The sequence below is a fragment of the Cobetia sp. QF-1 genome (genome assembly GCF_002213105.1).
In the GTDB taxonomy this organism is placed as follows: domain Bacteria; phylum Pseudomonadota; class Gammaproteobacteria; order Pseudomonadales; family Halomonadaceae; genus Cobetia; species Cobetia crustatorum.
Map to the genome: position 1 here is coordinate 557,837 of NZ_NBVS01000001.1, position 21,819 is coordinate 579,655.

The following is a 21,819-nucleotide window of genomic DNA, read 5'->3' on the forward strand; positions in this document are numbered from 1 at the left end:
GCTACAGTAGCAGTAGTCGCAGGAATGGCTTCGAATGACACAGGACGCCAGAACGGCGTTGGCGATACATGGCTGGTTATATTAACAACAAATGTAGCGAGAACGCGGCGCCTCCTCAAGACAAATCGCCTCACAAGTAGGTAAACTTACCTAAAAGTGGTAGGAAACGCCGGTTTCGCATCCATCTCGTCACTGCCTGCATCCAAGAGATACTTGGCCTACCTGACGAGTGAGGCTAGGATGCCCAGATTACGTAGTTATTTCACTACACAATGGCAGGGTAACAGGCGAATGGCTGTACACGACCTCATCAACCGCATCCGTGAACGTCTCGACGAGCTCAACCGCTCCGAGCGAAAGGTCGCCGACGTCATTCTGGCGGATCCATCAGCGGCCACAGGCATGAGCATTGCGGCGCTCGCCCAGGCCTCTCTGGTCAGCGAGCCGACCGTCAACCGCTTTTGCCGCAACTTCGACGCCAAGGGCTTCCCGGACTTCAAGATAAAACTGGCCCAGAGCTTGGCTGGCGGCACGCCCTATGTGTCGCGCAGTGTCGAGCAGAACGATGACGCCGAGGCCTATGGCGACAAGATTCTCGGCGCAACAGTCGCCGCACTCGATGATGCTCGCCGCGCGCTCGATCCCAAACGTATCGAACGTGCAGTCGACTATCTCAGCCAAGCCAAGCAGATCTGCTTCTTTGGCCTGGGAGCCTCTGGCCCTGTTGCGGCAGATGCCCAGCACAAGTTCTTTCGCTTCAATTTGCCTGTCATGGCCTATGAAGACGTACTGATGCAGCGCATGGTAGCGGCCGCCTGCCATACCGGTGATGTCATCGTAATCATCTCCTACACCGGCCGTACCCGTGAACTGGTCGATATCGCTAAATTAGCACGTGGCAACGGTGCTGCCGTGCTCGGCATTACGGCTCCGAACTCTCCACTGGCCCGCGAATGCACCGAGGTATTGGAAGTACTGGCACCAGAAGATACCGATATCTATATGCCAATGACCTCGCGCATGATTCATCTGGCGTTGATCGATGTACTGGCGACCGGCGTGACGCTGCGACGCGGCGAGGACTTCCAGCATCATCTCAAGAAGATCAAGGACAGCCTCAAGGACACGCGTTTTCCTCTGGAATCGTGAGCAATATATCAGCGGTGCCGGCAGTCGTTCACGCTCTCAAAATGGCATCGACATGCATGCCAATTTCACAGACAAATCACACTGCCAACCATTGTCATGGCCTTGAGTGATCCTTCAGTACTGCTCCGAGCTTGCACCAACGCAGACAAGGCACAACAATACGCGCCATAAACCTTCCATGCGGCACGGGCTGCATGGCGTCTATTGTCGTGAATTCCGAGGATGTCTCCATGCGCTGGCTGGCCATTGCTGCTTTGACCCTGTTTTCCACACTTCCCATGAATATCAGTCAGGCGCAGGCCGACACCTTCAAGTTCACGGCCATTCCGGACGAAGATGAGTCGCGCCTGGTGGAACGCTTCGACAAGGTGGCGGACTATCTGGCCGAGAAGCTCGGTGTTGAGGTTGAATACGTGCCGGTCAAGTCCTACAGCGCGGCGGTCAGTGCCTTCCGCAATGATCAGATTCAGATGGCATGGTTCGGCGGCCTGACCGGCGTTCAAGCACGCCAGCTAGTACCGGGCTCCATCGCGATCGCCCAAGGCACTGAAGATGCCGCCTTCCGCAGCTACTTCATCGCCCGTCGTGATCTGAAGCTGGCCGGTGACGCCTCTGAACCGCTCGACGCCCTACCTGAGTCCATTGAAGGACATACCTTCACCTTCGGCGCCAAGACGTCCACTTCAGGTCGCCTGATGCCAGAATATTATCTGCGCGAACAATTCCAGGAAGCCCCGGAAAAATTGTTCTCACGCGTAGGCTTCTCAGGTGATCACTCACGCACCATCGCACTCGTGGCTGCTGGCACCTACGACGTCGGCGCTGTCAACTTTGCGGTATGGGATGCAGCGGTCAAGGATGGCAAGGTCGATCCGACCAAAGTTCAGATACTGTGGCAGACACCAAGCTATCCGGACTACCAGTGGACACTGCGCGGTGATGTAGATAGTCGTTTTGGCTCGGAGTTCACTGCACACGTCACCAAAGCGTTGCTGGACATGAAAGACCCTGACCTGCTGGAAAGCTTCCCGCGCTCGGGCTTCATCCCCGCCAGCAATGACGACTACGCCCCCATCAAGGCCGTAGGTGAGCAGCTCGGATTGCTGCGCTGAGCTCATGACGCAAGTATCGCCTCTCCCTCTGCTACATCTCACGCGGCACAATCTCGGTCATGGTGACGAGATCGTGTTGCGTGACGTCGACGTTCGTCTTCATCAAGGCGAACGTATCGCGTTGCTAGGCGCGAGCGGCGCCGGGAAATCGACGCTACTTGAGGCGCTGCGTAGCGCATTGCACGTGGCTCACGTGCCTGCTGCCTGGTGCCCTCAGCGTCAAGGCTTGGTACCCCAGCTATCTGTCTATCACAATATTTTCATGGGCAGATTGGACCAGCACTCGCGACTGACCAATCTGCTTAACCTGCTGCGCCCGAAGCCTGCTCATTGGCAAACGGTAGCGACGCTGTGCGAGCCACTAGGGATTGCATCGCTGATGGAGCGCTCAGTAGAAGCACTCTCCGGCGGCCAGCGGCAGCGCGTCGCCATTGCGCGCGCCCTCTATCAGGGACATCCGCTCTTTCTGGGCGACGAGCCTGTCGCCAGTGTCGACCAGCATCAAGCCAGTGAGTTAATTCAGCTGATTCACTCTCTGCATCTCACTAGCATCGTTGCGCTGCATCAGCGTGAGTTGGCGCTCACTCACTTCACGCGCGTCATTGGCCTTGGCAAGAACAGCGGAGGCCATGGCGCGGTACTGCTCGATATCTCGACCGACGGGCTGACACTGCAGGATCTCGACTGCCTGTATCCCGCTGCATCCAGTGCCGGCCCGCACTCCCCCGACGAGTCGACTGGCGAGAAGTTCGCTCAGCAAGACGTGTCTCAAGAACATCGCAATGCCCACTGATATCTCCTCAGCGGCGCCTGTCGTATCCAAACCACCGCCTTGGTGGAAGGCACGCAGCGAAGGTATGCGCTTACTGCGGCTAGGTGCGGGACTGATTCTGGCCATGCTGGTGTTAGCCCCGTTCGGCGATCTTTCGATTACCTCACGTGACCCGTGGCAGGAGTTGCTCCGCATGTCGGCGGGGTTGGTGTCTCCCTCACCCAGCCTGCTGGAATCGCCACTGCATGCTCTGATACTAACGGTGTCTTTCGCGCTGTGGGGCACCTTGCTGGGCGCGCTGCTCGGCCTGCCATTGGCACTGGTCTACTCGCGCTCACGGCTGCTGCGCGGCGCATGTGCGGGCCTGCGAGCCATACATGAGCTGTTCTGGGCGCTATTGCTGCTGCAGGTCTTCGGCCTTTCCGCCGTCACGGCGTTGGCTGCGATCACGATTCCCTACGCAGCGACGTTCGCCAAGGTCTACGCCGAGATACTCGAACAGCTACCCCAGGCGCCGATCAAGGCACTGCCTGCAGCCACCTCACGCCTGATGCGCTTCGTCTATGCCGAGCTACCGATGGCGTGGCCGCGACTGGCCAGCTACACCCGCTATCGCTTTGAGTGCGCGCTGCGCGCCAGCGTATTGCTGGGCTTCGTTGGCCTGCCGACACTGGGCTTCTATCTGGAAAGCGCCTTCCGTGAAGGACGCTATCATGAGGCCGGTGCACTGCTGTGGATCTTCTATCTACTGATTGCCACGCTGCCGTGGTGGGGTCATCGTCGCCTATTGCCGGTGCTGGCTATCGCAAGCCTGTGGTGGCTAGGGCCGTGGCCCAACGTCAATCCCGCGCTCCTGTGGCGCTTTGTCAGCCACGACATCTGGCCGGCACCGCTCGTCAACGCCTCTCTGGAGACGGTCGTCTCCGGGGAACTGTTCTCAGCTATGCTCCAGTGGGCTGGGCAGCTCCCGCACTTGCTGCCAGCGCTCGGCAATACGCTACTGCTTGGCCTGCTGGGTACGGCGGGCAGCCTGCTGATCGCCATGGCACTGTGGCCACTGGCCAGCCGTCATGTCGGCAATCGGCTCACCCAACGCACCACTGGCGGCCTGCTGATCTTCCTGCGCACCACGCCAGAGCTGATGCTCGCCTTTATCCTGCTGCTGCTGCTTGGGCCATCTCTACTGCCCGCCTGGCTGGCGTTGTCACTGCATAACGGGGCCATCATCGCTTTCCTGTGTGCTCGTCATGCCAATCAGATTCAGCTGCCTCTCAGCAAGCCGCAAGGACGTCTGGAGTGCTGGCTGTACGAACTCAACCCACGCGTCGCGCCGGGCATGTTCGCGCTGCTGTTCTACCGCGCCGAAACCATTATCCGCGAGACGGCGATACTCGGCATGCTTGGTGTGGCAACGCTGGGCTTCCATATTGATTCGAGCTTCGAGTACATGATGTTCGATCAGGCATTTGCGCTGCTGCTGTTAACCGCAATACTCAATATTGCCGTGGATAGCCTCGCGCGCCGCCTACGTCCGAAGAGTGACATCTCGGAAGACAGCTGTGTCCGCTAGGGCTCAGACTCGACAGCATGGCGCATGAAAAGCGATACCACGTAAGTCAACACTCACTTTTGTGCCGCAGAAAAACACCTGGCACCGAAGCCTGCATACCCGCCTTTGATTGCGAGTACCGACATGCCCTCTTCGACTCAAACAGATTCGGCACTCAAGGCCAGCGCCAAGCGTGAAGCCCAGCGCATCACACTCATCGGGGCGGTGCTGGATGGCATATTGGGAGTCGCCAAACTGATCATCGGCAAGATGGTCGGCTCGCAGGCGTTGATCGCCGATGGCATTCATTCACTATCGGACCTGGTGACAGACGCCTTCGTGTTGGTGGCCACTCACTACGGCCGTCAAGCGCCAGACCACTCGCATCCGTGGGGGCATGAGCGCATTGAGACACTCGGCACCCTGGTGCTCGGCAGCCTATTATTGGCCGTCGCCGGCGCGATTGGCTGGGAAGGGATTCTGCGTAGCTGGGCACTGATATTCGGCACGCTGACAGCCCCGCTGCCGGGCGTACTGGGCATCGGCATTGCCGTCATCTCGCTGATCGGCAAGGAATGGATCTTTCGCGCCACGCTCAAGGTCGCCCATCGCCAGAAGTCCAAACTATTGGAAGCCAATGCCTGGCACTCGCGTAGTGATGCACTTTCCACCGTCGCGGTACTCGTGGGCCTGATTGGCACGCAGCTGGGTGCCGGCTGGCTGGACGGTATCGCAGCCATCGTGGTCGGCGTGATGGTGGGCAAGATTGGCGTGTCACTGGCCTGGGAGGCCTCACGTGAGCTGATCGATACCGCGCTGCCGCGTGAACAACAACACGAGATTCGTGAGTGCTTACTCACCCTGCCGGAAGTTCGTGGTGTACATGACTTGCGTAGCAGAACACTCGCCGGACGTATCGTATTGGAAGTGCATTTGCTGGTGGCATCACGCATCAGCGTCTCCGAAGGACACGCCATTGGTCACCATGCGGTGGCACGCCTCAAGCGAGAATTCCCTCAGCTCAGTGATGTGCTTTATCACATCGACCCGGAAGATGACTCCCATTTGACGCAGACCGACTCACCTCATCCGCCCTCTCACCAGCCACTGCCGCTACGCAGTGAGATCATCGCCATGCTGGATGAACGCTGGCAGCAGCAACCGCTGTGGCACGCGCGTAGCGGCATGACACTGCATTATTTCCAACATCAGCAGCAGCCAGCAGCGTCATCAATGCCTGATTCGCCCACCACGCTGCCACCACATGTGGATATCCTGCTGGAGCTAACAGCAACTTGCTTTGAACCAACCGCGGAACGTTACCGAGATGCGAATAAACGCAACACTGAGATCACCGAAATGAAACGCCTGACAGCCGATATCAACTGGCTAGGCAACCTCGAGCTCAGTGTCATTTCGCCTACTCCCACGCGCTGAAGTCTGCGTTACACTGCACCATATATCAGTCACGACAACACTCGATCATCAAGGAGCACGCCCATGAGCAATGCATCCGGCGAAATGCACAAGACACGTATCATCAGTGAGCTGAAAGGCTTCATTCGCAAGCTGCTGCAAGACCCGAAGATACTCGAACAGTCGCTGATCGTGGCGCGGGCGCGCCTCAAGGAAGGGGCAGAACAGGGGCAAAGCGAAGCGCAGATGCTGGCCATCATCGCCAACGAGGTGTCCGACACCACCAGCATCCATATCCCGGAAGATCCGGCGGAGCACTCAGATGCCGACAAATTGTTCCTGGAACTACTGAAGGATGTCGTAGAGGAAGAAGAAGCGCTTTATTGATACCTTATTCGGCACAATAAAAAACCGCCCCGAAGGGCGGTTTTTTATTGTGCCGAATAATTCTAATCTTACGGAGTAGGTGCAACACAGCCATTAGGAATATAATTAACCGCTACAGTTGTAGTGCAGGTCCAGCTACCATTAGCATCACGAGTCCATGAAAGACTGGCTGTGTCTAATACAGCAGCTGCATTATCACCAAATGTAGCTTTAATCTCAGTCGTTGCAGTCAACTTTGCGTCATCAGCAACTGTAGGACGGCCACTATCGAGAAGGTTAGAATCAGTTGCACCTATCTGACATTCACCAGCTGCATCTCCAATATCAGTCCGACCATTCAAGATACATTCTTCAACACTAGTCCGAAGTGAGCCAGTTTCACTCATTACGCGAGCGACTTGTGAGCGTGCCACATAGTTCTGGTACTGCGGAATAGCGATGGCCGCCAAGATGCCGATGATCGCCACAACGATCATCAGCTCGATCAATGTAAAACCAGATTGCTTGCGTGTCATGTGTATGACTCCCTTGCGTTTGCGTAGTGAGATCAGGTCGTACGTCCTGAGACCCCGGTTACGTTCCCTGATGTCCAGAATGTTATATCACCATGACTTGTGTCTGCATTCAGCTATTATCCACACTTCATAATCTTGCCATAACATTCTGATATCACGGGGTATCGACCGGACGGGACGATTGATACCACAGCCACAGACTAGGTGCCATTGCCATGTCGCAAGACGCTACTCTGGCGGCGCTGACGGCTGCTTGGTTGTTACAATAGATTACACTCAGTGACATTGCAAGCAACGCCAGAAAAACTTTCTCCTTTGGATGCACTATATATTCAACGTTTAGAGCACCACACTCTCACTATCGTCGATACCAGAGGCCTGATATTGGCCAAGGCCGAATCAATCTCACAGTAGCATTTCTGATAGAAAGCTTTCGAGCTACACTGACCGCAAGAGGCCAGCAGCACCAGGTCAGTATCAACTCTCTGTCAGCACAGGCTTTTCACGCCTTGAAAGCAAGGCGATTGCTGTGAGGTCAGGCAAGCTTCCTTTGGAGAAATCTTCCCAGGTAAGCGAAAGGACTCGGAACAGGACATTTCCATGCCTCAGACAGATCACACGCTTAAAGGGTTTGCCGCTCGCTTGGTCGAAGCAGGCTTGCTGGAGGCTCAGGCTGCCAAGCTTGCCGAACAGGAAGCCAACGAGGCCGGAGAAAGCCTCTTGCTACATGTGATTACGCATGGCTTGGCACCCGCACGTGAAGCCACCTTGGCGGCGGCATGGGAGTACGGCCTGCCCTACGTTGATCTCGATGCGCTGCGTATCGACTCCCTCCCTTCTATAGACGAGCTTCCTGAAAAGGTATTGCGCAAGTTAGGCGTATTACCCCTTTATCGCCGCGAGCACCGCCTGACGGTGGGTGTGCCCTCACCTTCGACGCTGACACATCTCGATGAGCTGCAGTTCGCCACCGGGCTATCAATCGAGAGCGTACTGGTCGCCGCCGACCAACTGACACCAGCCCTCGAGCAATATCTGGAGGCCGGCGAAGAAAGCGCCATGGATATGCTCGGTGAAGAAGGTGAAGCACTCGACAATCTGGAATTCGAAGGCGAGGAAGACAACAACCACGACATGGCGATTACCGCCAGTAGCGATGATGCCCCGGTGGTGCGCTTCGTTCACAAAGTAATGATGGATGCCATCAAACGCGGCGCCTCGGATATCCACTTCGAACCGTACGAATCAACCTATCGAATCCGCTTCCGTATCGATGGCATGCTGATCGAGAACACACGACCGCCCTTCAATATGCGTAACCGTATTTCGGCACGCCTGAAGGTGATGTCACGGATGGATATCTCAGAGCGACGCTTGCCGCAAGATGGTGCCATCAAGCTACGTCTATCCAAATCGCGCTCCATCGACTTCCGCGTCAATAGCTTGCCAACAGTGTATGGCGAGAAGCTGGTACTGCGTATTCTCGACCCTAGCTCTGCCAAGATGGGGATTGAGGCGCTGGGCTTCGAGCCTGAACAACGTGCCATGTTCGAGAAGACACTGGATGAACCACAAGGGATGATTCTCGTCACAGGCCCGACGGGTAGCGGCAAGACGGTCACCCTTTATACCGGTTTGAATATTCTCAACACCGCTGAACGCAACATCTCGACCGCGGAAGACCCTGTCGAGCTCAAGGTCGAAGGCGTCAATCAAGTCAATGTACTACCCAAGATCGGACTGGATTTTGCCTCGGCTTTACGCGCCTTCCTGCGCCAGGATCCCGATGTGGTAATGGTCGGTGAGATACGTGACAAGGAAACCGCCGAGATAGCCATCAAAGCGGCCCAGACAGGCCACTTGGTACTGTCCACGCTACATACCAACTCGGCACCAGAAACACTGACACGCCTCAGTAACATGGGCATAGCGCCCTTCAATATCGCCAGCTCAGTCTCGCTGATCATCGCGCAGCGACTGGCACGCCGTCTGTGTACTCACTGTCGTCAGCCAGCGGAAATACCACCAGAGGCACGTGAATCAATGGGATTCCGTACAGATAATGGCTTCAGTAGCGAGGAACTTGAAAGCGCGACAATTTTCCGTCCAGTAGGCTGTAGTCAATGCACACTAGGTTACAAGGGACGTGTCGGTATTTATGAAGTCATGCCGATCTCCGATGAAATGAGCCGTCTGATTATGCGTGAAGGCACCGCGATCGAACTGGCAGACCAGGCACGCAAGGAAGGGCTCTCCGACCTGAGACGTAGTGGGCTACGTAAAGTGATGGCTGGTATGACTTCACTTGAGGAAGTCAACCGCATTACCAAGGATTGAAGCCGCTGCAATCGTTGAAAAATCAACTGCTAAACATTTGAACAGCACTGACTTTTCTTCAGCCATCATGCACATTAGCGATAAGATACAATAATCATTAGCCAGGATGATTGATCGTGAGAAGGTCGACATCAGTGACACGCGATACTGCATGCATCATGTGGACCATGCGACAAATACTCATGAGTGCAGATAACTTGGCAATACTGAACGAATACTGCCACCCAATAGGGAATGACAGCTAATATGGCAACAATCAAAACTGCCAAGCACAAGAAAAAGAAGGCGGGCATAGAAACTTGGCAGTGGTCAGGCAAAAATTCGCGTGGCGAGAACGTCAAGGGCGAGTTGATGTCGGCCAATGTCGATATCGTCAAGAATACGCTTATCAGTCAGGGTATCGTCGTCAAGCGCTTACGTAAGAAATCGTCACTATTTGGGGGCAGCAAGAAGGTTAGTGGCAAGGATGTCACTATGTTTGCCCGCCAGATGGCGACCATGATCCGCGCCGGTGTACCGGTGCTACAAGCCTTTGGCATCGTGGCTGAAAGCATGAAAAGTCCCGGCATGAGGCACTTGGTCGAGGATATGATGAGTCAGGTGGGCGCTGGCGCCAGTTTCTCCGAGGCACTGCGCAAGCATCCGCAACATTTTGACAGTCTTTTCACCAATCTGGTGGCAGCTGGCGAACAAGCCGGTGCGCTGGACAAGATGCTCGATCGTGTCGCGACCTATAAAGAAAAAATCGATTCCTTGAAGGCGCGAGTCAAGAAAGCACTTTACTACCCAGCGGCTGTTATCTGCGTCGGTTTTGGCGTGACGGCTATCTTGTTGATCAAGGTCGTTCCTCAGTTCGAAAGTTTGTTCCAAGGCTTCGGCGCCGAACTACCCGCCTTTACACAGATGACCATTACTCTATCCGAATATGCTCAAAGCTATTGGTATATAGCACTTGGTGCCATGATAATCATAGGGGTACTTATTTCTCAAGGTATGAAGCGATCAGATAATTTCGCCTATGCGATGCACCGCTTCATGCTTAAAGTGCCAGTGCTGGGTGACATTCTGGACAAATCTTCCGTAGCACGTTATTCACGTACGCTGGCGACCACCTTCCAGGCAGGTGTGCCGCTGATAGAATCGCTTGATACTGCTGCTGGAGCCTCAGGCAGCAAGGTCTACGAGCGCGCTATCGCCCAGATAAAGGAAGATGTCTCTACCGGCCAGCAGCTCAACTTTGCCATGCGCAATACTCAACTGTTCCCGACATTGGCAGTACAGATGGTGGCGATAGGCGAGGAATCAGGTTCTCTGGACGCCATGCTCAACAAGGTTGCGGACTTCTATGAAGAAGATGTCGACAACAAGGTTGATGCACTGACCTCACTACTGGAACCTTTCATCATTGTGGTACTTGGTACACTGGTCGGTGGGTTAGTAGTCTCGATGTATCTGCCTATCTTCGAGCTGGGTAACGTGGTCTGACTGTATCCCTCAAGACCAGTCATCTATCTACCATGTGCGGCTCATACCCGAACAAGTTATCTATTTCATTTTCTCATCATGGAAATACTATTCACGTGAATAGTATTTCCATGTGCTTCAAGACAAGGATTTTACGTGGATTCACTCGCGCAGCTCCCCCTCACACTTCAGGCCTGCTTGGCGGGCGTTTTTGGCCTGATGGTCGGCAGCTTTCTGAATGTCGTGATCACTCGTTTACCGGTCATGATGATGCGCCAATGGCGCGCCGAAGCCCGCGAAGCACTGGAACTCGAGACAGAGGTAAATCCACGCTTCAATTTACTGGTACCGGCTTCACGCTGCCCAGGCTGCGACACTCCCATTCATTGGCATGACAATATCCCGGTGTTGGGCTGGTTGAAGCGCCGTGGCCGCTGCGCCAGTTGCAACACACACATTAGCCCGCAATATCCGCTGGTAGAGCTTGCCGGTGGCACCTTGGCAGTTGCCATTACCCTCATCTATGGCCTCGACATGCAGAGCCTGTGGATCTTCGGTGCCTGCCTGACATTACTTGTCCTGTCAGTCATCGATTTTCGTACCCAGCTTCTGCCTGATGCCATCACACTGCCGCTGTTGTGGGCCGGCCTTGCCTATCAGTTGATGTTCCAGCCGTTGATGCTATCCAGCGCTGTTGTCGGTGCAATGGCCGGCTATCTGGTGCTGTGGAGCTTCTACTGGCTATTCAAGTTGATTACCGGCAAGGAAGGCATGGGGTACGGTGACTTCAAGCTGCTTGGCGCGCTTGGCGCTTGGCTCGGCTGGCAGTGGCTACCGCTGCTGCTGATTCTGTCAGCTGGCCTGGGCGCAGTCCTCGGCATTCTGCTGCAGCTGATGGTGCCTCGCCTGCGCGGTGCGCCGATGCCCTTCGGGCCGTATCTGGCTGTTGCTGGTTGGATCGCCCTGCTGTTCGGCACGCCGTTGATGAGCCTCTACCTTAGTGTCATCGGCGCATGACGACACAAAACCATACGGCCAACCAAGGGCCGATCATCGGGCTTACCGGCGGCATTGGTAGTGGCAAGTCCAGTGTCGCGCGTCTGTTTGGGGAGCTGGGTATTCATTGGGTCGATGCCGACGACGTCGCGAGAGAGATTGTTCGCCCGGGAGAGCTGGCACTGGGCGAGATCATCGCTCACTTCGGCGATGAGATAGTTGACAGCGCCGGCCAGCTGAATCGCGCGGCGCTACGCGAGCGCATCTTCGCCGCCCCCGAACAACGCCAATGGCTGGAGCGCTGCACGCATCCGCGTATTCGCGAACGCATAGAGCAGCATCTGACAGCCATGCCCGGCCCGTACCGCTTGCTGGTATCGCCGTTACTGTTCGAGTCTGGGCAAGACGCATTGGTAAGCCACTGCCTGGTGGTTGATGTGCCGGAAGACGTACAGCTGGCACGCACGCTACAGCGTGATGGCGTCAGCGAGGCGCAGGTACGCGCCATTCTCGCCGCACAGCTGCCACGCGCAACACGGCTAGCCAAGGCGTGTGATGTGATCGACAATGTAGGGACACAGACGCAGTTACGCGAGCAGGTCATCGCGCTTGATGCTCGCTATCGCGCACTGGCGCTGACACAGGTATCGCCTTGAACCTGTAGCGACTCGTCTTACTGCATGCCAGTCGATTGAATTCCCATCATTCACCGCTTCAGGATGTTTCCCATGTCTGACTCCTCTTCATCTCAACAGACCGGCTCGCCGTTAACGGTCGCCTGCCCTCAGTGCCGTACTCCCGTCGTATGGAGCCCCGAAAGCACATTTCGGCCCTTCTGCAGCAAGCGCTGCCACCTGCTAGACCTTGGTGCATGGGCAGATGAGTCTCATCGTATCGCGGGTGAAACGGCCATGGACGAGACCAGCATCGACGAGATGGTCGCAAGGATGGAGCGAGACCTGAATCAGCAATGAAGTCGCCTTCATCGCCGTGAACAGCAGGTAACAAAAAGACCGCCAAGGCTAGCCTTGGCGGTCTTTTTGTTTCAAGCAGCATCGATCAGAGGATCAAGCTCATTTCCAGAAATCACGGATCGACGCAATACCCTGAGCACCAACGGCGCGAGCGTGATCACTATCATGGCGCGACATGCCTCCGAGCGCATAAACCGGCATACAGGCCTGCTCGACCAGACTCTGGAAGTCATGCCAACCCAATGGCGGACGCTCTGGGTGCGAAGGCGTCACCCGCAGCGGTGACAGAGAAACAAAATCACATACAACCTGCCCCGCCTGATCCAATTGCTGCTGATCATGCGTAGAAGCCGACAACCACTTGTTATCCGGAATTGGGCGCTCGCCCTTCTCCGCAAGTTCAGCCAATCGCACGCTAGTCAGATGGATGCCATCGGCATCGACCTTATCCAGCATCGCAGGCTCTGCATTCAACAACAGACGTGCGCCGCGTGCATGACAGATAGCGAGCGCTTTCTCTGCCCGTGCGATGTAAGCCGCCTCATCGAGTTCCTTGGCACGCAACTGAACCAGACGCACGCCATCTTCATCCAACGCACGAATCAGGCGTGTCTCGAAAATCGCTTCATCTGCTTCTTCAGGTGTGATCAAGTACTCACGCGGCAATGCGACAGCCCGCAGGATAGGTAGATTGGCAGCCGGGAAGGCATAATTGTAGAGATCTGCTATCTCCACCCAGCGCACAGCCTGCCCTTCACGCCCGAACGGTTCACCACTGAACTGACGGGTTTCCCACACATCCAGCAAGATGTGCTTATCCGGATACTCATGATGAATGCGGATCAATGGCTGAGCGCGAGTAATCTCGATACCCAGCTCTTCGCACAGTTCACGCTTGAGCGCTTCCAGTCCAGTTTCGTAGGGCGCCAGCTTGCCACCCGGAAACTCCCACAGACCGCCTTGATCCACCGTCGCCGGACGGCGCGCAATCAGGACCTGGCCCTGTTCGTTTAAGATGGCGGCAGCCGCCACATGAACCCTTCGCTTCGGCATGATGCCTGTACCTTTGACTCGCGTTGTACAACCGACCCTGCCCTTGAAGGACAGAGCCTGCGGGAGATGCTGCGTTATTGCTTAATGATGCATCGCTCTAGCTACGATAATCGGCGTTGATCGTGACGTAATCGTGGGACAAGTCAGATGTCCAGATACGCGCCTTCTGCTGGCCACGTCCCAGATGAATCGCGATTACCAGCTCTTCTTCAGCCATCGCCTTGCTGCCGGCGGCTTCGGTGTAACTGGCGGCACGTCCGCCTTGTTCAACAATGCTGATGCCATTGAGCGTGATCGCCACGCCATCAACATCAAGGTCTTCCAGTGGTGCACGCCCGACGGCGGCAAGAATGCGCCCCCAATTGGCATCACTGGCATAGAGTGCCGTCTTGACGAGGGGCGAATGCGCGACCGTGAAGCCAACGGCACGCGCTTCCTCCAACGAACGAGCTTCGCTGACTTCAACGGTGACAAACTTGGTGGCACCTTCACCATCACGAATGATGGCCTGTGCCAGTTCGAGCATGACGTCACCGAGTGCAACCTCGAAGGCCAACAAGTCATCGCCTTCAACACGGCTGCCCTGCCCCGTGACAGCCAGCATGCAGGCGTCATTCGTCGATGTATCGGAATCAACCGTGATGCTGTTGAAGCTGGTGACCACGACACGCTGCAACATGGCATCCAGCGCTGACTGCTCAATAGCGAGATCAGCATCCGTGGCCACATAGCCCAGCATGGTCGCCATGTTGGGGCAGATCATGCCAGAGCCCTTTGAGACACCGGCAATGGTCACGGTCTCGCCATTGCTCAGTACCACTTCACGCCAGCTGCCCTTGGGGCGCGTGTCGGTGGTCATGATGCCATGTGCAGCAGCAGACCAATCACTGTGACCCAGCGTCTCGAAGGCCGTCGGCAATGCAGCGATCAAACGCTCCATCGGTAACGGCTCACCGATCACACCAGTTGAAAAAGGCAGCACTGCCCGTGAATCACAGCCTGCGATTTCCGCAAACTGCTCACAGGTGGCATAAGCATCCTGCAGTCCCTGTGGACCAGTGCCTGCATTGGCGTTGCCGGTATTGACCACGAGGTAGCGTGGTCCAGCAACACTGGCTTTCAGGTGCTCACGCGCGACCTGCACTGGCGCTGCGCAAAAGGCATTACGAGTAAAGGTGCCCGCAAGGCGAGAACCAGCATCGAGCGCCATGACAACCAGGTCGCGACGGCCCGGCTTCTTGATACCCGCTTCTGCAACCCCGATCCGAAAGCCGGCAATTTCCGGCATATCGGCGGGAAAAGTGGAATGCCCTACCGCCATCGCTCACGTCTCCAGTCACATTTTCCTGTTACATCATTCTGTCGTGGGCCAACCAACGCTGACCCACGAATGCGCCTGGCTGCCCTACTTCGCCTGGTTGGGCTTAGCTCAGCTTGCCGTGGCACTGCTTGTATTTCTTGCCCGAGCCACACGGGCATGGATCATTGCGACCAACCTTGGGGGCATCACGACGCACCGGCTCACTGACGCTTTCCTCTTGGGAGGCCACCTGTTCCGCTGCTTCAACACTTTCATCGCTGATGGTGTCATCTTCGACACGATGCATTTCGGCACTGGCCTGCTCACGCTCAAGATGGGCACGACGCTCTTCTTCCAGCGTGTCGACCTCTTCCTGACGACGCACTTGAACGTGGCTCAGAATGCGCACCACGTCAGCCTTGATGTTGACCAACAACGTCTGGAACTGCTCAAAAGCTTCGCGCTTATATTCCTGCTTCGGATTCTTCTGAGCATAACCGCGCAGGTGGATACCACGACGCAGGTTGTCCATCGCCTGCAGGTGTTCCTTCCAGCGAGTATCGAGTACCTGAAGCATGACCTGCTTCTCGAAGCGACGCATCAGCTCAGGGCCGACAGCCTCGACCTTGGCGGCATAAAGTTCGGCATGAGCAGTCTGCAGACGCTCGCGCAGGGTTTCTTCATGGAAATGGTCATCTTCTTCTGCCCACTGCAATAGCGGCAGATCAAGATTGAAATCGGCCTTGAGGTCATTCTCCAGCCCCGGCAGATCCCATTGCTCCGGCAGGCTTTGTGGCGGCACGCGCATGGAGATGGCGTCATCCAGCACTTCGCGGCGAATCCCCGTGATGTTCTCGGAAATCTCATCCGCTTCGAGAATATCGTTACGTTGCTCGTAGATGACACTGCGCTGATCATTGGCAACATCATCGTACTCAAGCAGTTGCTTGCGGACGTCGAAGTTACGACCCTCAACCTTCTTCTGTGCGCGTTCGACCGCATTGGACACCATCTTGTGCTCAATGGCTTCGCCCTTCTCGAGTCCCAGTGCGCCCATCAGGCGCTGAACACGATCGGAACCGAACAGGCGCATCAGGCTATCTTCCAATGACAGGAAGAAGCGCGTGGAGCCCGGGTCGCCCTGACGACCGGCACGACCACGCAGCTGATTATCGATACGGCGTGATTCATGACGCTCGGAGCCGATGACATGCAGGCCACCCGCTGCCAGCACCGCTTCATGACGCTCCTGCCAACCATGCTTGATCTCGTTGACCTGCTCATCAGTCGGCGCTTCCAGAGCTGCCAGTTCGGCCTCCCAATTACCGCCAAGCATGATATCGGTACCACGACCCGCCATGTTGGTGGCGATAGTCACCGCCCCCGGACGACCTGCCTGAGCGATGATGGCAGCCTCACTGACGTGCTGCTTGGCATTGAGGACGTGATGCTTGACGCCTGCCTTGTGCATCATCTGTGACAGCAGTTCGGAAGTCTCCACCGAGGCCGTACCGACCAGCACAGGACGGCCCTCACCGACCTTTTCACGGGCATCTTCAATGATGGCGTCGAATTTCTCTCCGCCCGTCAGATACACCAGGTCGTTCATGTCCTTGCGCGCGATGGGCTTGTTGGTCGGGATGACCATCACATCAAGGTTGTAAATCTGACGGAACTCGAATGCCTCAGTATCAGCAGTACCGGTCATGCCGGCCAGCTTGTCGTAGAGACGGAAGTAGTTCTGGAAGGTCGTCGACGCCAAGGTCTGGCTTTCCTTCTGGATCGCTACGCCTTCTTTCGCTTCGACAGCCTGATGCAAACCCTCAGACCAGCGGCGCCCGACCATTGTGCGACCTGTGTGCTCATCAACGATGACCACTTCGCCATTGTCGACGATGTAATCCACATCTCGCACAAACAGATTCTGGGCACGTAGCGCAGAGTGCACATGATGCAGCAGACTCAGATTCTGGGCTGCATAGAGAGAATCCTCCTCGCCCAGCAACTCCTGCGCACGCAGCAGCATTTCAACCTTCTGGTGGCCCTGTTCAGTCAGCTCGACCTGCTTCTGCTTCTCGTCGAGGGTAAAGTCGCCGCTTTCGGGGTCTTCCTCGTCGGTACACTGAACAAGCTCACGTGCCATGCGGTCGATGATCTTGTAGAGATCGGTATTTTCTTCCACCGGGCCCGAGATGATCAGCGGTGTACGTGCTTCATCGATCAGGATGGAATCGACTTCATCGATGATGGCGTAGTGCAGTGTGCGCTGGACCTTGTCTTCCAACGAGAAGGCCATGTTATCGCGCAGATAATCGAAGCCGTACTCATTGTTGGTGCCGTAGGTGATGTCCGCCTTATAAGCGGCTCGTTTGTCTTCGTTGTTCTGCCCCGAGTAAATGACACCGACACTCATGCCGAGGAATTCGTACAACGGACGCATCCAGTTGGCATCGCGCGTAGCCAGATAGTCATTGACGGTCACCACGTGCACGCCTTCGCCCGACAATGCGTTCAGGTAGACCGACAAGGTACCGACCAGCGTCTTGCCCTCACCGGTCTTCATCTCCGCGATACGGCCCTCATGCAGCGCCATACCCCCAACGACCTGAGTATCAAAATGGCGCATGCCCATGACGCGCTTGCTGGCCTCACGGACCACGGCAAAGGCTTCTGACAGCAGCTTCTCGAGGCTTTCCCCTTTGGCAAGTCGCTCACGGAGTTCAGCCGTCTTGGCCGTCAGCGCTTCATCCGACAAGGGTTCCAGCTCACTCTCAAATGCATTGACCGCATTGACTCGCTTGCGCAGTCGCTTTACCTCACGATCATTCTTGGAGCCCACTACCTTGGTCAGGAATTTACCCAGCATTATCTGTCCTTATCCGCGACTCATCGGAGAGCCACGCCTTCAAATGTCATGAAACTCGAGCGGAGTACCGTCAAAAGACAGGTCAATGCGATGGAGAATGCATTGAAACTCAAACTCGAAGAAAGGAATTACCATGATGATTTTCTGCAGTACTGGCACTGACAATGCCAGGCACATGACAGAAAGCTTCAGGACAGGACGGGCGGAGCACGTGGTGAGGCCGCACTGACCAAACCACGTAATAGCGTAAAGACACCAGAGAAGTAGCGGCGATGACAGGGTGAACGAGGGCAACTTTTCCGCGCAGGACGCGCCAGCCTTCGCAGCGAGCGTAGGCCCTGACGACGGCTTTCCGCGCGGATAACTGCTGGCGCCAGCAGTTGAATGCTGGCCAACGTCAGATTGACGCGTTCGACCTGGGCCACGCTCAGACCAGCAGGGAACAAACAGCTGAGCAGAAGACTGGCCAGCAACCAGCGCGGCGCCGTACGAACCGACCAACGACGCGAAGCGACGCTACCGGAAGCCGGTAGCGTGCGAGGGCGTGCTGTGGTGTCGACAGGGCTCATGCTGTTGCCAGACTCCCGCTCATGATAGATTGCCGGAAATCACTAAACCGGCATGCAAGCCCATGAGTATAAAGGCTAAGCGTTTCCGCGCCCAGCCCGCGGCGCGCCTGTTGAACGGCAAAGGGCAGCTCGGTAGCGTCATGCGTCAGGCACGCATGCTCGAACAGGCCCAGATACGCTTGCGCGAATCTCTGCCGGAAGACATGCGCGAGCATGTTTTTGTGGGGGGCTATCATGACAACAAGCTGTCTCTCATCACTAATCGTGCGACTTGGCTCACCTGGTTACGCTATGAACAGCGTCGTCTGATCAGCGTGCTGCGCGAACTGCCCGAACTGGCCACGCTTTCCAGTCTGACATTCAAGGTCAGGCCGGTTCGTCCAGCATTTGTACCCGCCAGGCAGCTTAGGCATCTACCAGAAGCCGCCGCAGAGCATCTGCTGGATTGTGCCTCGCATACCGAAGATTCCCATCTGCGTGAGGCACTGCAAAGATTGGCTTCTCACGCCAGCGATAGCCAAGGCATTGATGAGGGTAACGACGCCGATAGCAGCGACACCGATAACAACACGGACGCCTGCAAGTAGCCTCATGGCCGCATCAGATGTCGTCAGAACACCTCAGACTGAGACTGAAAAGCGGTCAATCAAATATTTATCCTCAATACAAACAGCCGCGCCGCCCTTCAAGGGCGGCGCGGCTGTTGTCGTTTCCAATCTCCGGCTGGCAAGGCTGGAGAAATACTTTCAGGCTGGACGGGCTAGGTCACAGTATTTCGTTGCGCGATATTGCTAAAGCAATCAGACGGCGAGTGCCGGAGATGCATAGGAAATCGGCATCGCGGCAGAATTTTCAAACGTCACGATTTCGTAGCTATCAGCATTTTCCAGCAGTGCGCGGCACAGCAGGTTATTGAGGCCATGACCTGACTTGTAACCACGGAATTCACCGATCAGGCTATGGCCAAGCTGGTAGAGATCGCCAATGGCGTCCAACACCTTGTGCTTGACGAACTCGTCGTCATAACGAAGGCCTTCATCGTTGAGGATACGATAGTCATCCACGACGATAGCGTTATCCAGGCTGCCGCCCAGCGCCAGGTTCTGAGAACGCAGGAACTCCAGATCACGCATGAAACCAAAGGTACGAGCACGAGACACTTCCTTCACGAAGGACGTGGTGGAGAAGTCGACGGTAGTGGTCTGCTTCTGCTGCTCGAATACCGGGTGGTCGAAGTCGATGGCGAAGGAAACCTTGAAGCCGTTGTGTGGCAGAAAGGTAGCGACCTTGTCGCCATCACGCACTTCAATTTCACGCTTGATACGAATGAACTTCTTGAGTGCGGACTGCTCCTGAATACCAGCGGACTGGATCAGAAAGACGAACGGACCAGCACTGCCATCCATGATCGGCACTTCCGGTGCAGACAACTCGACGAAGCAGTTATCAATACCGAGGCCAGCAAAGGCGGACATCAGATGCTCGACCGTGGTCACCTTGGCTTCGCCATTGAAAACGGCGGTACACATGGTGGTATCACGTACGTTCATTGCGTCTGCACGGATGTGTGCATGCGGTTCAAGATCGGTACGCACGAAGACGATACCCGTATTGACCGGAGCCGGACGCAAGGTCAGATATACCTTGTCGCCAGAGTGCAAACCAACGCCCGTGGCGCGGATCGTATTTTGAAGTGTTTTTTGTCTAATCATAGGTAGATAGCCAGTCAGCCTGAATTTGGAAACAGTGTTCATGATAACAGCAAAGCAGGTATTCAACAAATTGTCACCTGCCGCTGCTAGGGAAATTCAACATTGCTTTTAGAGCACCATTCAGGCCAAACGAAGCGCCTACTAGCCCCATGTTGAGTATGAACACATAATCCCCAAACAGTTCTCACTCTCACTGCCTTAAAACGTCAACCATTGTGAAAGAACTCTGGGGCTCTTCCAACCTACGTGCGCAAGAGTGCCACTGGATGCACCTGCCAAGCCTTTATTGGGCACGACATAACCTGTGACGCCCCGTCTTTTACCTGGTTGCCTACCCTGAAAACGACTTCACCCATCCGAGTGACCCCGGATGGGTGAAGCAAGACTCAAGGTGAGCCAACACCTGGCGATGTCAGTTCATATCACTGACATCGTAGTGCGCTCAGTCAGCTTGACGACGCAGGAATGCCGGAATATCAAGATAGTCATCCATGTCACGACTCTTGCGTGGCTCTGACTTCTTGGCAGCTGCTGCCTGATCTTCCTTGGCCTGGCGCGTAACAGTCGGGGTCTGCAGACTGCGATAATCAGCAGGCTTCTCGACAGTCCGCTTGGCCGGCGCTGTTTCGCGAGCGGCGGGCTTCTCGACACGACCATCAAGACCTGCTGCCACGACAGTGACGCGCAGTACATCGGTCATGTCCATATCGATGGACGTACCGACAACGATGGTAGCGTCTGGCGAGGCGAATTCCTGAACCGTCGCACCGACATCATTGAACTCGCCGATGGACAGGTCTGGGCCCGCCGTGATGTTGACCAGGATACCGCGTGCACCGTGGAGATCGATGTCTTCCAGCAGCGGACTGCGAATGGCCTTCTCAGCGGCTTCGCGAGCACGATTCTCACCCACTGCATCACCGGTGCCCATCATCGCCATGCCCATCTCGGACATGACGGTGCGCACATCGGCAAAATCGACGTTGATGATACCCGGGCTGGTGATCAGCTCAGCGATACCCTGAACGGCACCCAGCAGAACGTCATTGGCTGCGCTGAAAGCACTCAGCAGGCTGGCACTCTTGCCAAGGACCGAGAGCAGCTTCTCATTGGGGATGGTGATCAAGGAGTCGACGTGCTCGGAGAGCTCCTTCATGCCCTGCTCAGCAGCCTTCTGGCGACGCGGCCCTTCAAACGGGAACGGACGCGTGACCACAGCAACGGTAAGGATGCCGAGTTCCTTGGCAACCTGTGCAACGACAGGTGCGCCACCGGTACCGGTACCGCCACCCATGCCAGCAGTGATGAAGACCATATCGGCGCCTTGCAGCAGCTCGACGATACGCTCTCGGTCTTCCATCGCGGCCTGACGACCCACTTCCGGGTTGGCGCCAGCGCCAAGCCCTTTAGTGATTTCGCTGCCCAGCTGAAGGATAGTCTTGGCGGCCACGCGCTTGAGCGCCTGAGCATCGGTGTTGGCGCAGATGAACTCGACGCCTTCGATGTTGCTCTCGACCATGTGATTGACGGCGTTACCGCCGCCGCCGCCAACACCGATCACCTTGATGACCGCGCTGCTGGAGGGTGCGTTATCTACCAGTTCGAACATATGCCCTGTCTCCTGGATCACAGTCTTTCTGTAATCCCT

19 protein-coding genes are annotated in these 21,819 nt (G+C 56.1%); 12 read left to right on the forward strand and 7 right to left on the reverse strand.

The features are described from left to right. The first annotated feature begins 291 nt into the window (after nucleotides 1-291). The 6 genes from CFN46_RS02465 (at nucleotide 292) to CFN46_RS02490 (ending at nucleotide 6,385) form a co-directional block, all read left to right on the forward strand. A complete protein-coding gene (locus CFN46_RS02465; RefSeq protein WP_024951944.1) occupies nucleotides 292-1,149 on the forward strand; it encodes a MurR/RpiR family transcriptional regulator in 858 nt (285 codons plus the stop codon). Nucleotides 1,150-1,379: 230 nt separating this feature from the next. Then, entirely contained in the window at nucleotides 1,380-2,261 is an 882-nt protein-coding gene (locus CFN46_RS02470) for a putative selenate ABC transporter substrate-binding protein (protein ID WP_088742602.1), read from the forward strand. 4 nt (nucleotides 2,262-2,265) lie between these two features. Then, on the forward strand, nucleotides 2,266-3,054 hold the full coding sequence (locus CFN46_RS02475; protein WP_088742603.1) for an ATP-binding cassette domain-containing protein: 789 nt from the start codon (nucleotides 2,266-2,268) through the stop codon (nucleotides 3,052-3,054). Then, nucleotides 3,044-4,603 (forward strand): ABC transporter permease subunit, encoded by a 1,560-nt coding sequence (locus CFN46_RS02480; RefSeq protein ID WP_254918380.1) that lies wholly within the window; start codon nucleotides 3,044-3,046, stop codon nucleotides 4,601-4,603. The genes CFN46_RS02475 and CFN46_RS02480 overlap by 11 nt, the downstream gene beginning before the upstream one ends. A gap of 123 nt (nucleotides 4,604-4,726) precedes the next feature. Continuing rightward, nucleotides 4,727-6,019: a cation diffusion facilitator family transporter gene (locus CFN46_RS02485; RefSeq protein ID WP_088742604.1), complete on the forward strand. Its 1,293-nt coding sequence runs from the start codon at nucleotides 4,727-4,729 to the stop codon at nucleotides 6,017-6,019. A gap of 63 nt (nucleotides 6,020-6,082) precedes the next feature. Further along, nucleotides 6,083-6,385, forward strand: a complete 303-nt coding sequence (locus CFN46_RS02490; RefSeq protein ID WP_024951939.1) for a hypothetical protein — start codon at nucleotides 6,083-6,085, stop codon at nucleotides 6,383-6,385. A 68-nt stretch (nucleotides 6,386-6,453) separates the two neighbouring features. On the opposite strand, the gene CFN46_RS02495 is transcribed toward CFN46_RS02490, so the two are convergent. Continuing rightward, entirely contained in the window at nucleotides 6,454-6,900 is a 447-nt protein-coding gene (locus CFN46_RS02495) for a pilin (protein WP_088742605.1), read from the reverse strand. Between the two features lie 600 nt (nucleotides 6,901-7,500). Here CFN46_RS02495 and pilB point away from each other — a divergent pair. The 5 genes from pilB to yacG all read left to right on the forward strand — a co-directional run bounded on the left by pilB (nucleotide 7,501) and on the right by yacG (nucleotide 12,671). After that, nucleotides 7,501-9,237 carry a type IV-A pilus assembly ATPase PilB gene (gene pilB, locus CFN46_RS02500; protein ID WP_088742606.1) on the forward strand — a complete coding sequence of 579 codons (1,737 nt, stop codon included), beginning with the start codon at nucleotides 7,501-7,503 and terminating at the stop codon, nucleotides 9,235-9,237. A 246-nt stretch (nucleotides 9,238-9,483) separates the two neighbouring features. Then, the gene (locus CFN46_RS02505) at nucleotides 9,484-10,722 is read left to right on the forward strand and encodes a type II secretion system F family protein (RefSeq protein WP_088742607.1); all 1,239 of its coding nucleotides are present in this window, start codon (nucleotides 9,484-9,486) and stop codon (nucleotides 10,720-10,722) included. A 198-nt stretch (nucleotides 10,723-10,920) separates the two neighbouring features. Beyond that, nucleotides 10,921-11,718, forward strand: coding sequence for an A24 family peptidase (locus CFN46_RS02510; RefSeq protein WP_088742702.1), 798 nt, complete (start codon nucleotides 10,921-10,923; stop codon nucleotides 11,716-11,718). Beyond that, nucleotides 11,715-12,353, forward strand: coding sequence for a dephospho-CoA kinase (gene coaE, locus CFN46_RS02515; RefSeq protein ID WP_088742608.1), 639 nt, complete (start codon nucleotides 11,715-11,717; stop codon nucleotides 12,351-12,353). The genes CFN46_RS02510 and coaE overlap by 4 nt, the downstream gene beginning before the upstream one ends. 72 nt (nucleotides 12,354-12,425) lie before the next feature. Further along, nucleotides 12,426-12,671 (forward strand): DNA gyrase inhibitor YacG, encoded by a 246-nt coding sequence (yacG, locus tag CFN46_RS02520; protein ID WP_035160353.1) that lies wholly within the window; start codon nucleotides 12,426-12,428, stop codon nucleotides 12,669-12,671. A gap of 99 nt (nucleotides 12,672-12,770) precedes the next feature. Here the strand turns inward: yacG and CFN46_RS02525 are convergent, their stop codons facing one another. From CFN46_RS02525 to CFN46_RS02540, 4 genes are all read right to left on the reverse strand, one after another. After that, complete coding sequence (locus tag CFN46_RS02525) at nucleotides 12,771-13,724, reverse strand: Nudix family hydrolase (RefSeq protein ID WP_024951292.1); 954 nt, start codon at nucleotides 13,722-13,724, stop codon at nucleotides 12,771-12,773. Nucleotides 13,725-13,821: 97 nt separating this feature from the next. Next, the gene (argJ, locus tag CFN46_RS02530) at nucleotides 13,822-15,045 is read right to left on the reverse strand and encodes a bifunctional glutamate N-acetyltransferase/amino-acid acetyltransferase ArgJ (protein ID WP_088742609.1); all 1,224 of its coding nucleotides are present in this window, start codon (nucleotides 15,043-15,045) and stop codon (nucleotides 13,822-13,824) included. Between the two features lie 103 nt (nucleotides 15,046-15,148). After that, on the reverse strand, nucleotides 15,149-17,890 hold the full coding sequence (gene secA, locus CFN46_RS02535; RefSeq protein ID WP_088742610.1) for a preprotein translocase subunit SecA: 2,742 nt from the start codon (nucleotides 17,888-17,890) through the stop codon (nucleotides 15,149-15,151). Nucleotides 17,891-18,078: 188 nt separating this feature from the next. Then, complete coding sequence (locus tag CFN46_RS02540) at nucleotides 18,079-18,459, reverse strand: hypothetical protein (RefSeq protein WP_088742611.1); 381 nt, start codon at nucleotides 18,457-18,459, stop codon at nucleotides 18,079-18,081. 62 nt (nucleotides 18,460-18,521) lie between these two features. On the opposite strand from CFN46_RS02540, the gene CFN46_RS02545 reads away from it, so the two are divergent. Next, entirely contained in the window at nucleotides 18,522-19,046 is a 525-nt protein-coding gene (locus CFN46_RS02545) for a DUF721 domain-containing protein (protein ID WP_088742612.1), read from the forward strand. 213 nt (nucleotides 19,047-19,259) lie between these two features. Here CFN46_RS02545 and lpxC read toward each other — a convergent pair whose 3' ends face one another. Both lpxC and ftsZ read right to left on the reverse strand, forming a co-directional pair. Then, a complete protein-coding gene (gene lpxC / locus CFN46_RS02550) occupies nucleotides 19,260-20,171 on the reverse strand; it encodes a UDP-3-O-acyl-N-acetylglucosamine deacetylase (RefSeq protein WP_024951297.1) in 912 nt (303 codons plus the stop codon). A 442-nt stretch (nucleotides 20,172-20,613) separates the two neighbouring features. Next, entirely contained in the window at nucleotides 20,614-21,780 is a 1,167-nt protein-coding gene (gene ftsZ, locus CFN46_RS02555) for a cell division protein FtsZ (RefSeq protein WP_024951298.1), read from the reverse strand. Nucleotides 21,781-21,819 lie beyond the last annotated feature (39 nt).

Excerpts from the sequence above, each read along its gene's own strand:
- CFN46_RS02465 (WP_024951944.1), top strand. The coding sequence starts at position 292 with ATGGCTGTACACGACCTCATCAACCGCATCCGTGAACGTCTCGACGAG.
- CFN46_RS02470 (WP_088742602.1), top strand. The coding sequence starts at position 1,380 with ATGCGCTGGCTGGCCATTGCTGCTTTGACCCTGTTTTCCACACTTCCC.
- CFN46_RS02475 (WP_088742603.1), top strand. The coding sequence starts at position 2,266 with ATGACGCAAGTATCGCCTCTCCCTCTGCTACATCTCACGCGGCACAAT.
- CFN46_RS02480 (WP_254918380.1), top strand. The coding sequence starts at position 3,044 with ATGCCCACTGATATCTCCTCAGCGGCGCCTGTCGTATCCAAACCACCG.
- CFN46_RS02485 (WP_088742604.1), top strand. The coding sequence starts at position 4,727 with ATGCCCTCTTCGACTCAAACAGATTCGGCACTCAAGGCCAGCGCCAAG.
- CFN46_RS02490 (WP_024951939.1), top strand. The coding sequence starts at position 6,083 with ATGAGCAATGCATCCGGCGAAATGCACAAGACACGTATCATCAGTGAG.
- CFN46_RS02495 (WP_088742605.1), bottom strand. The coding sequence starts at position 6,900 with ATGACACGCAAGCAATCTGGTTTTACATTGATCGAGCTGATGATCGTT.
- pilB (WP_088742606.1), top strand. The coding sequence starts at position 7,501 with ATGCCTCAGACAGATCACACGCTTAAAGGGTTTGCCGCTCGCTTGGTC.
- CFN46_RS02505 (WP_088742607.1), top strand. The coding sequence starts at position 9,484 with ATGGCAACAATCAAAACTGCCAAGCACAAGAAAAAGAAGGCGGGCATA.
- CFN46_RS02510 (WP_088742702.1), top strand. The coding sequence starts at position 10,921 with ATGGTCGGCAGCTTTCTGAATGTCGTGATCACTCGTTTACCGGTCATG.
- coaE (WP_088742608.1), top strand. The coding sequence starts at position 11,715 with ATGACGACACAAAACCATACGGCCAACCAAGGGCCGATCATCGGGCTT.
- yacG (WP_035160353.1), top strand. The coding sequence starts at position 12,426 with ATGTCTGACTCCTCTTCATCTCAACAGACCGGCTCGCCGTTAACGGTC.
- CFN46_RS02525 (WP_024951292.1), bottom strand. The coding sequence starts at position 13,724 with ATGCCGAAGCGAAGGGTTCATGTGGCGGCTGCCGCCATCTTAAACGAA.
- argJ (WP_088742609.1), bottom strand. The coding sequence starts at position 15,045 with ATGGCGGTAGGGCATTCCACTTTTCCCGCCGATATGCCGGAAATTGCC.
- secA (WP_088742610.1), bottom strand. The coding sequence starts at position 17,890 with ATGCTGGGTAAATTCCTGACCAAGGTAGTGGGCTCCAAGAATGATCGT.
- CFN46_RS02540 (WP_088742611.1), bottom strand. The coding sequence starts at position 18,459 with ATGAGCCCTGTCGACACCACAGCACGCCCTCGCACGCTACCGGCTTCC.
- CFN46_RS02545 (WP_088742612.1), top strand. The coding sequence starts at position 18,522 with ATGAGTATAAAGGCTAAGCGTTTCCGCGCCCAGCCCGCGGCGCGCCTG.
- lpxC (WP_024951297.1), bottom strand. The coding sequence starts at position 20,171 with ATGATTAGACAAAAAACACTTCAAAATACGATCCGCGCCACGGGCGTT.
- ftsZ (WP_024951298.1), bottom strand. The coding sequence starts at position 21,780 with ATGTTCGAACTGGTAGATAACGCACCCTCCAGCAGCGCGGTCATCAAG.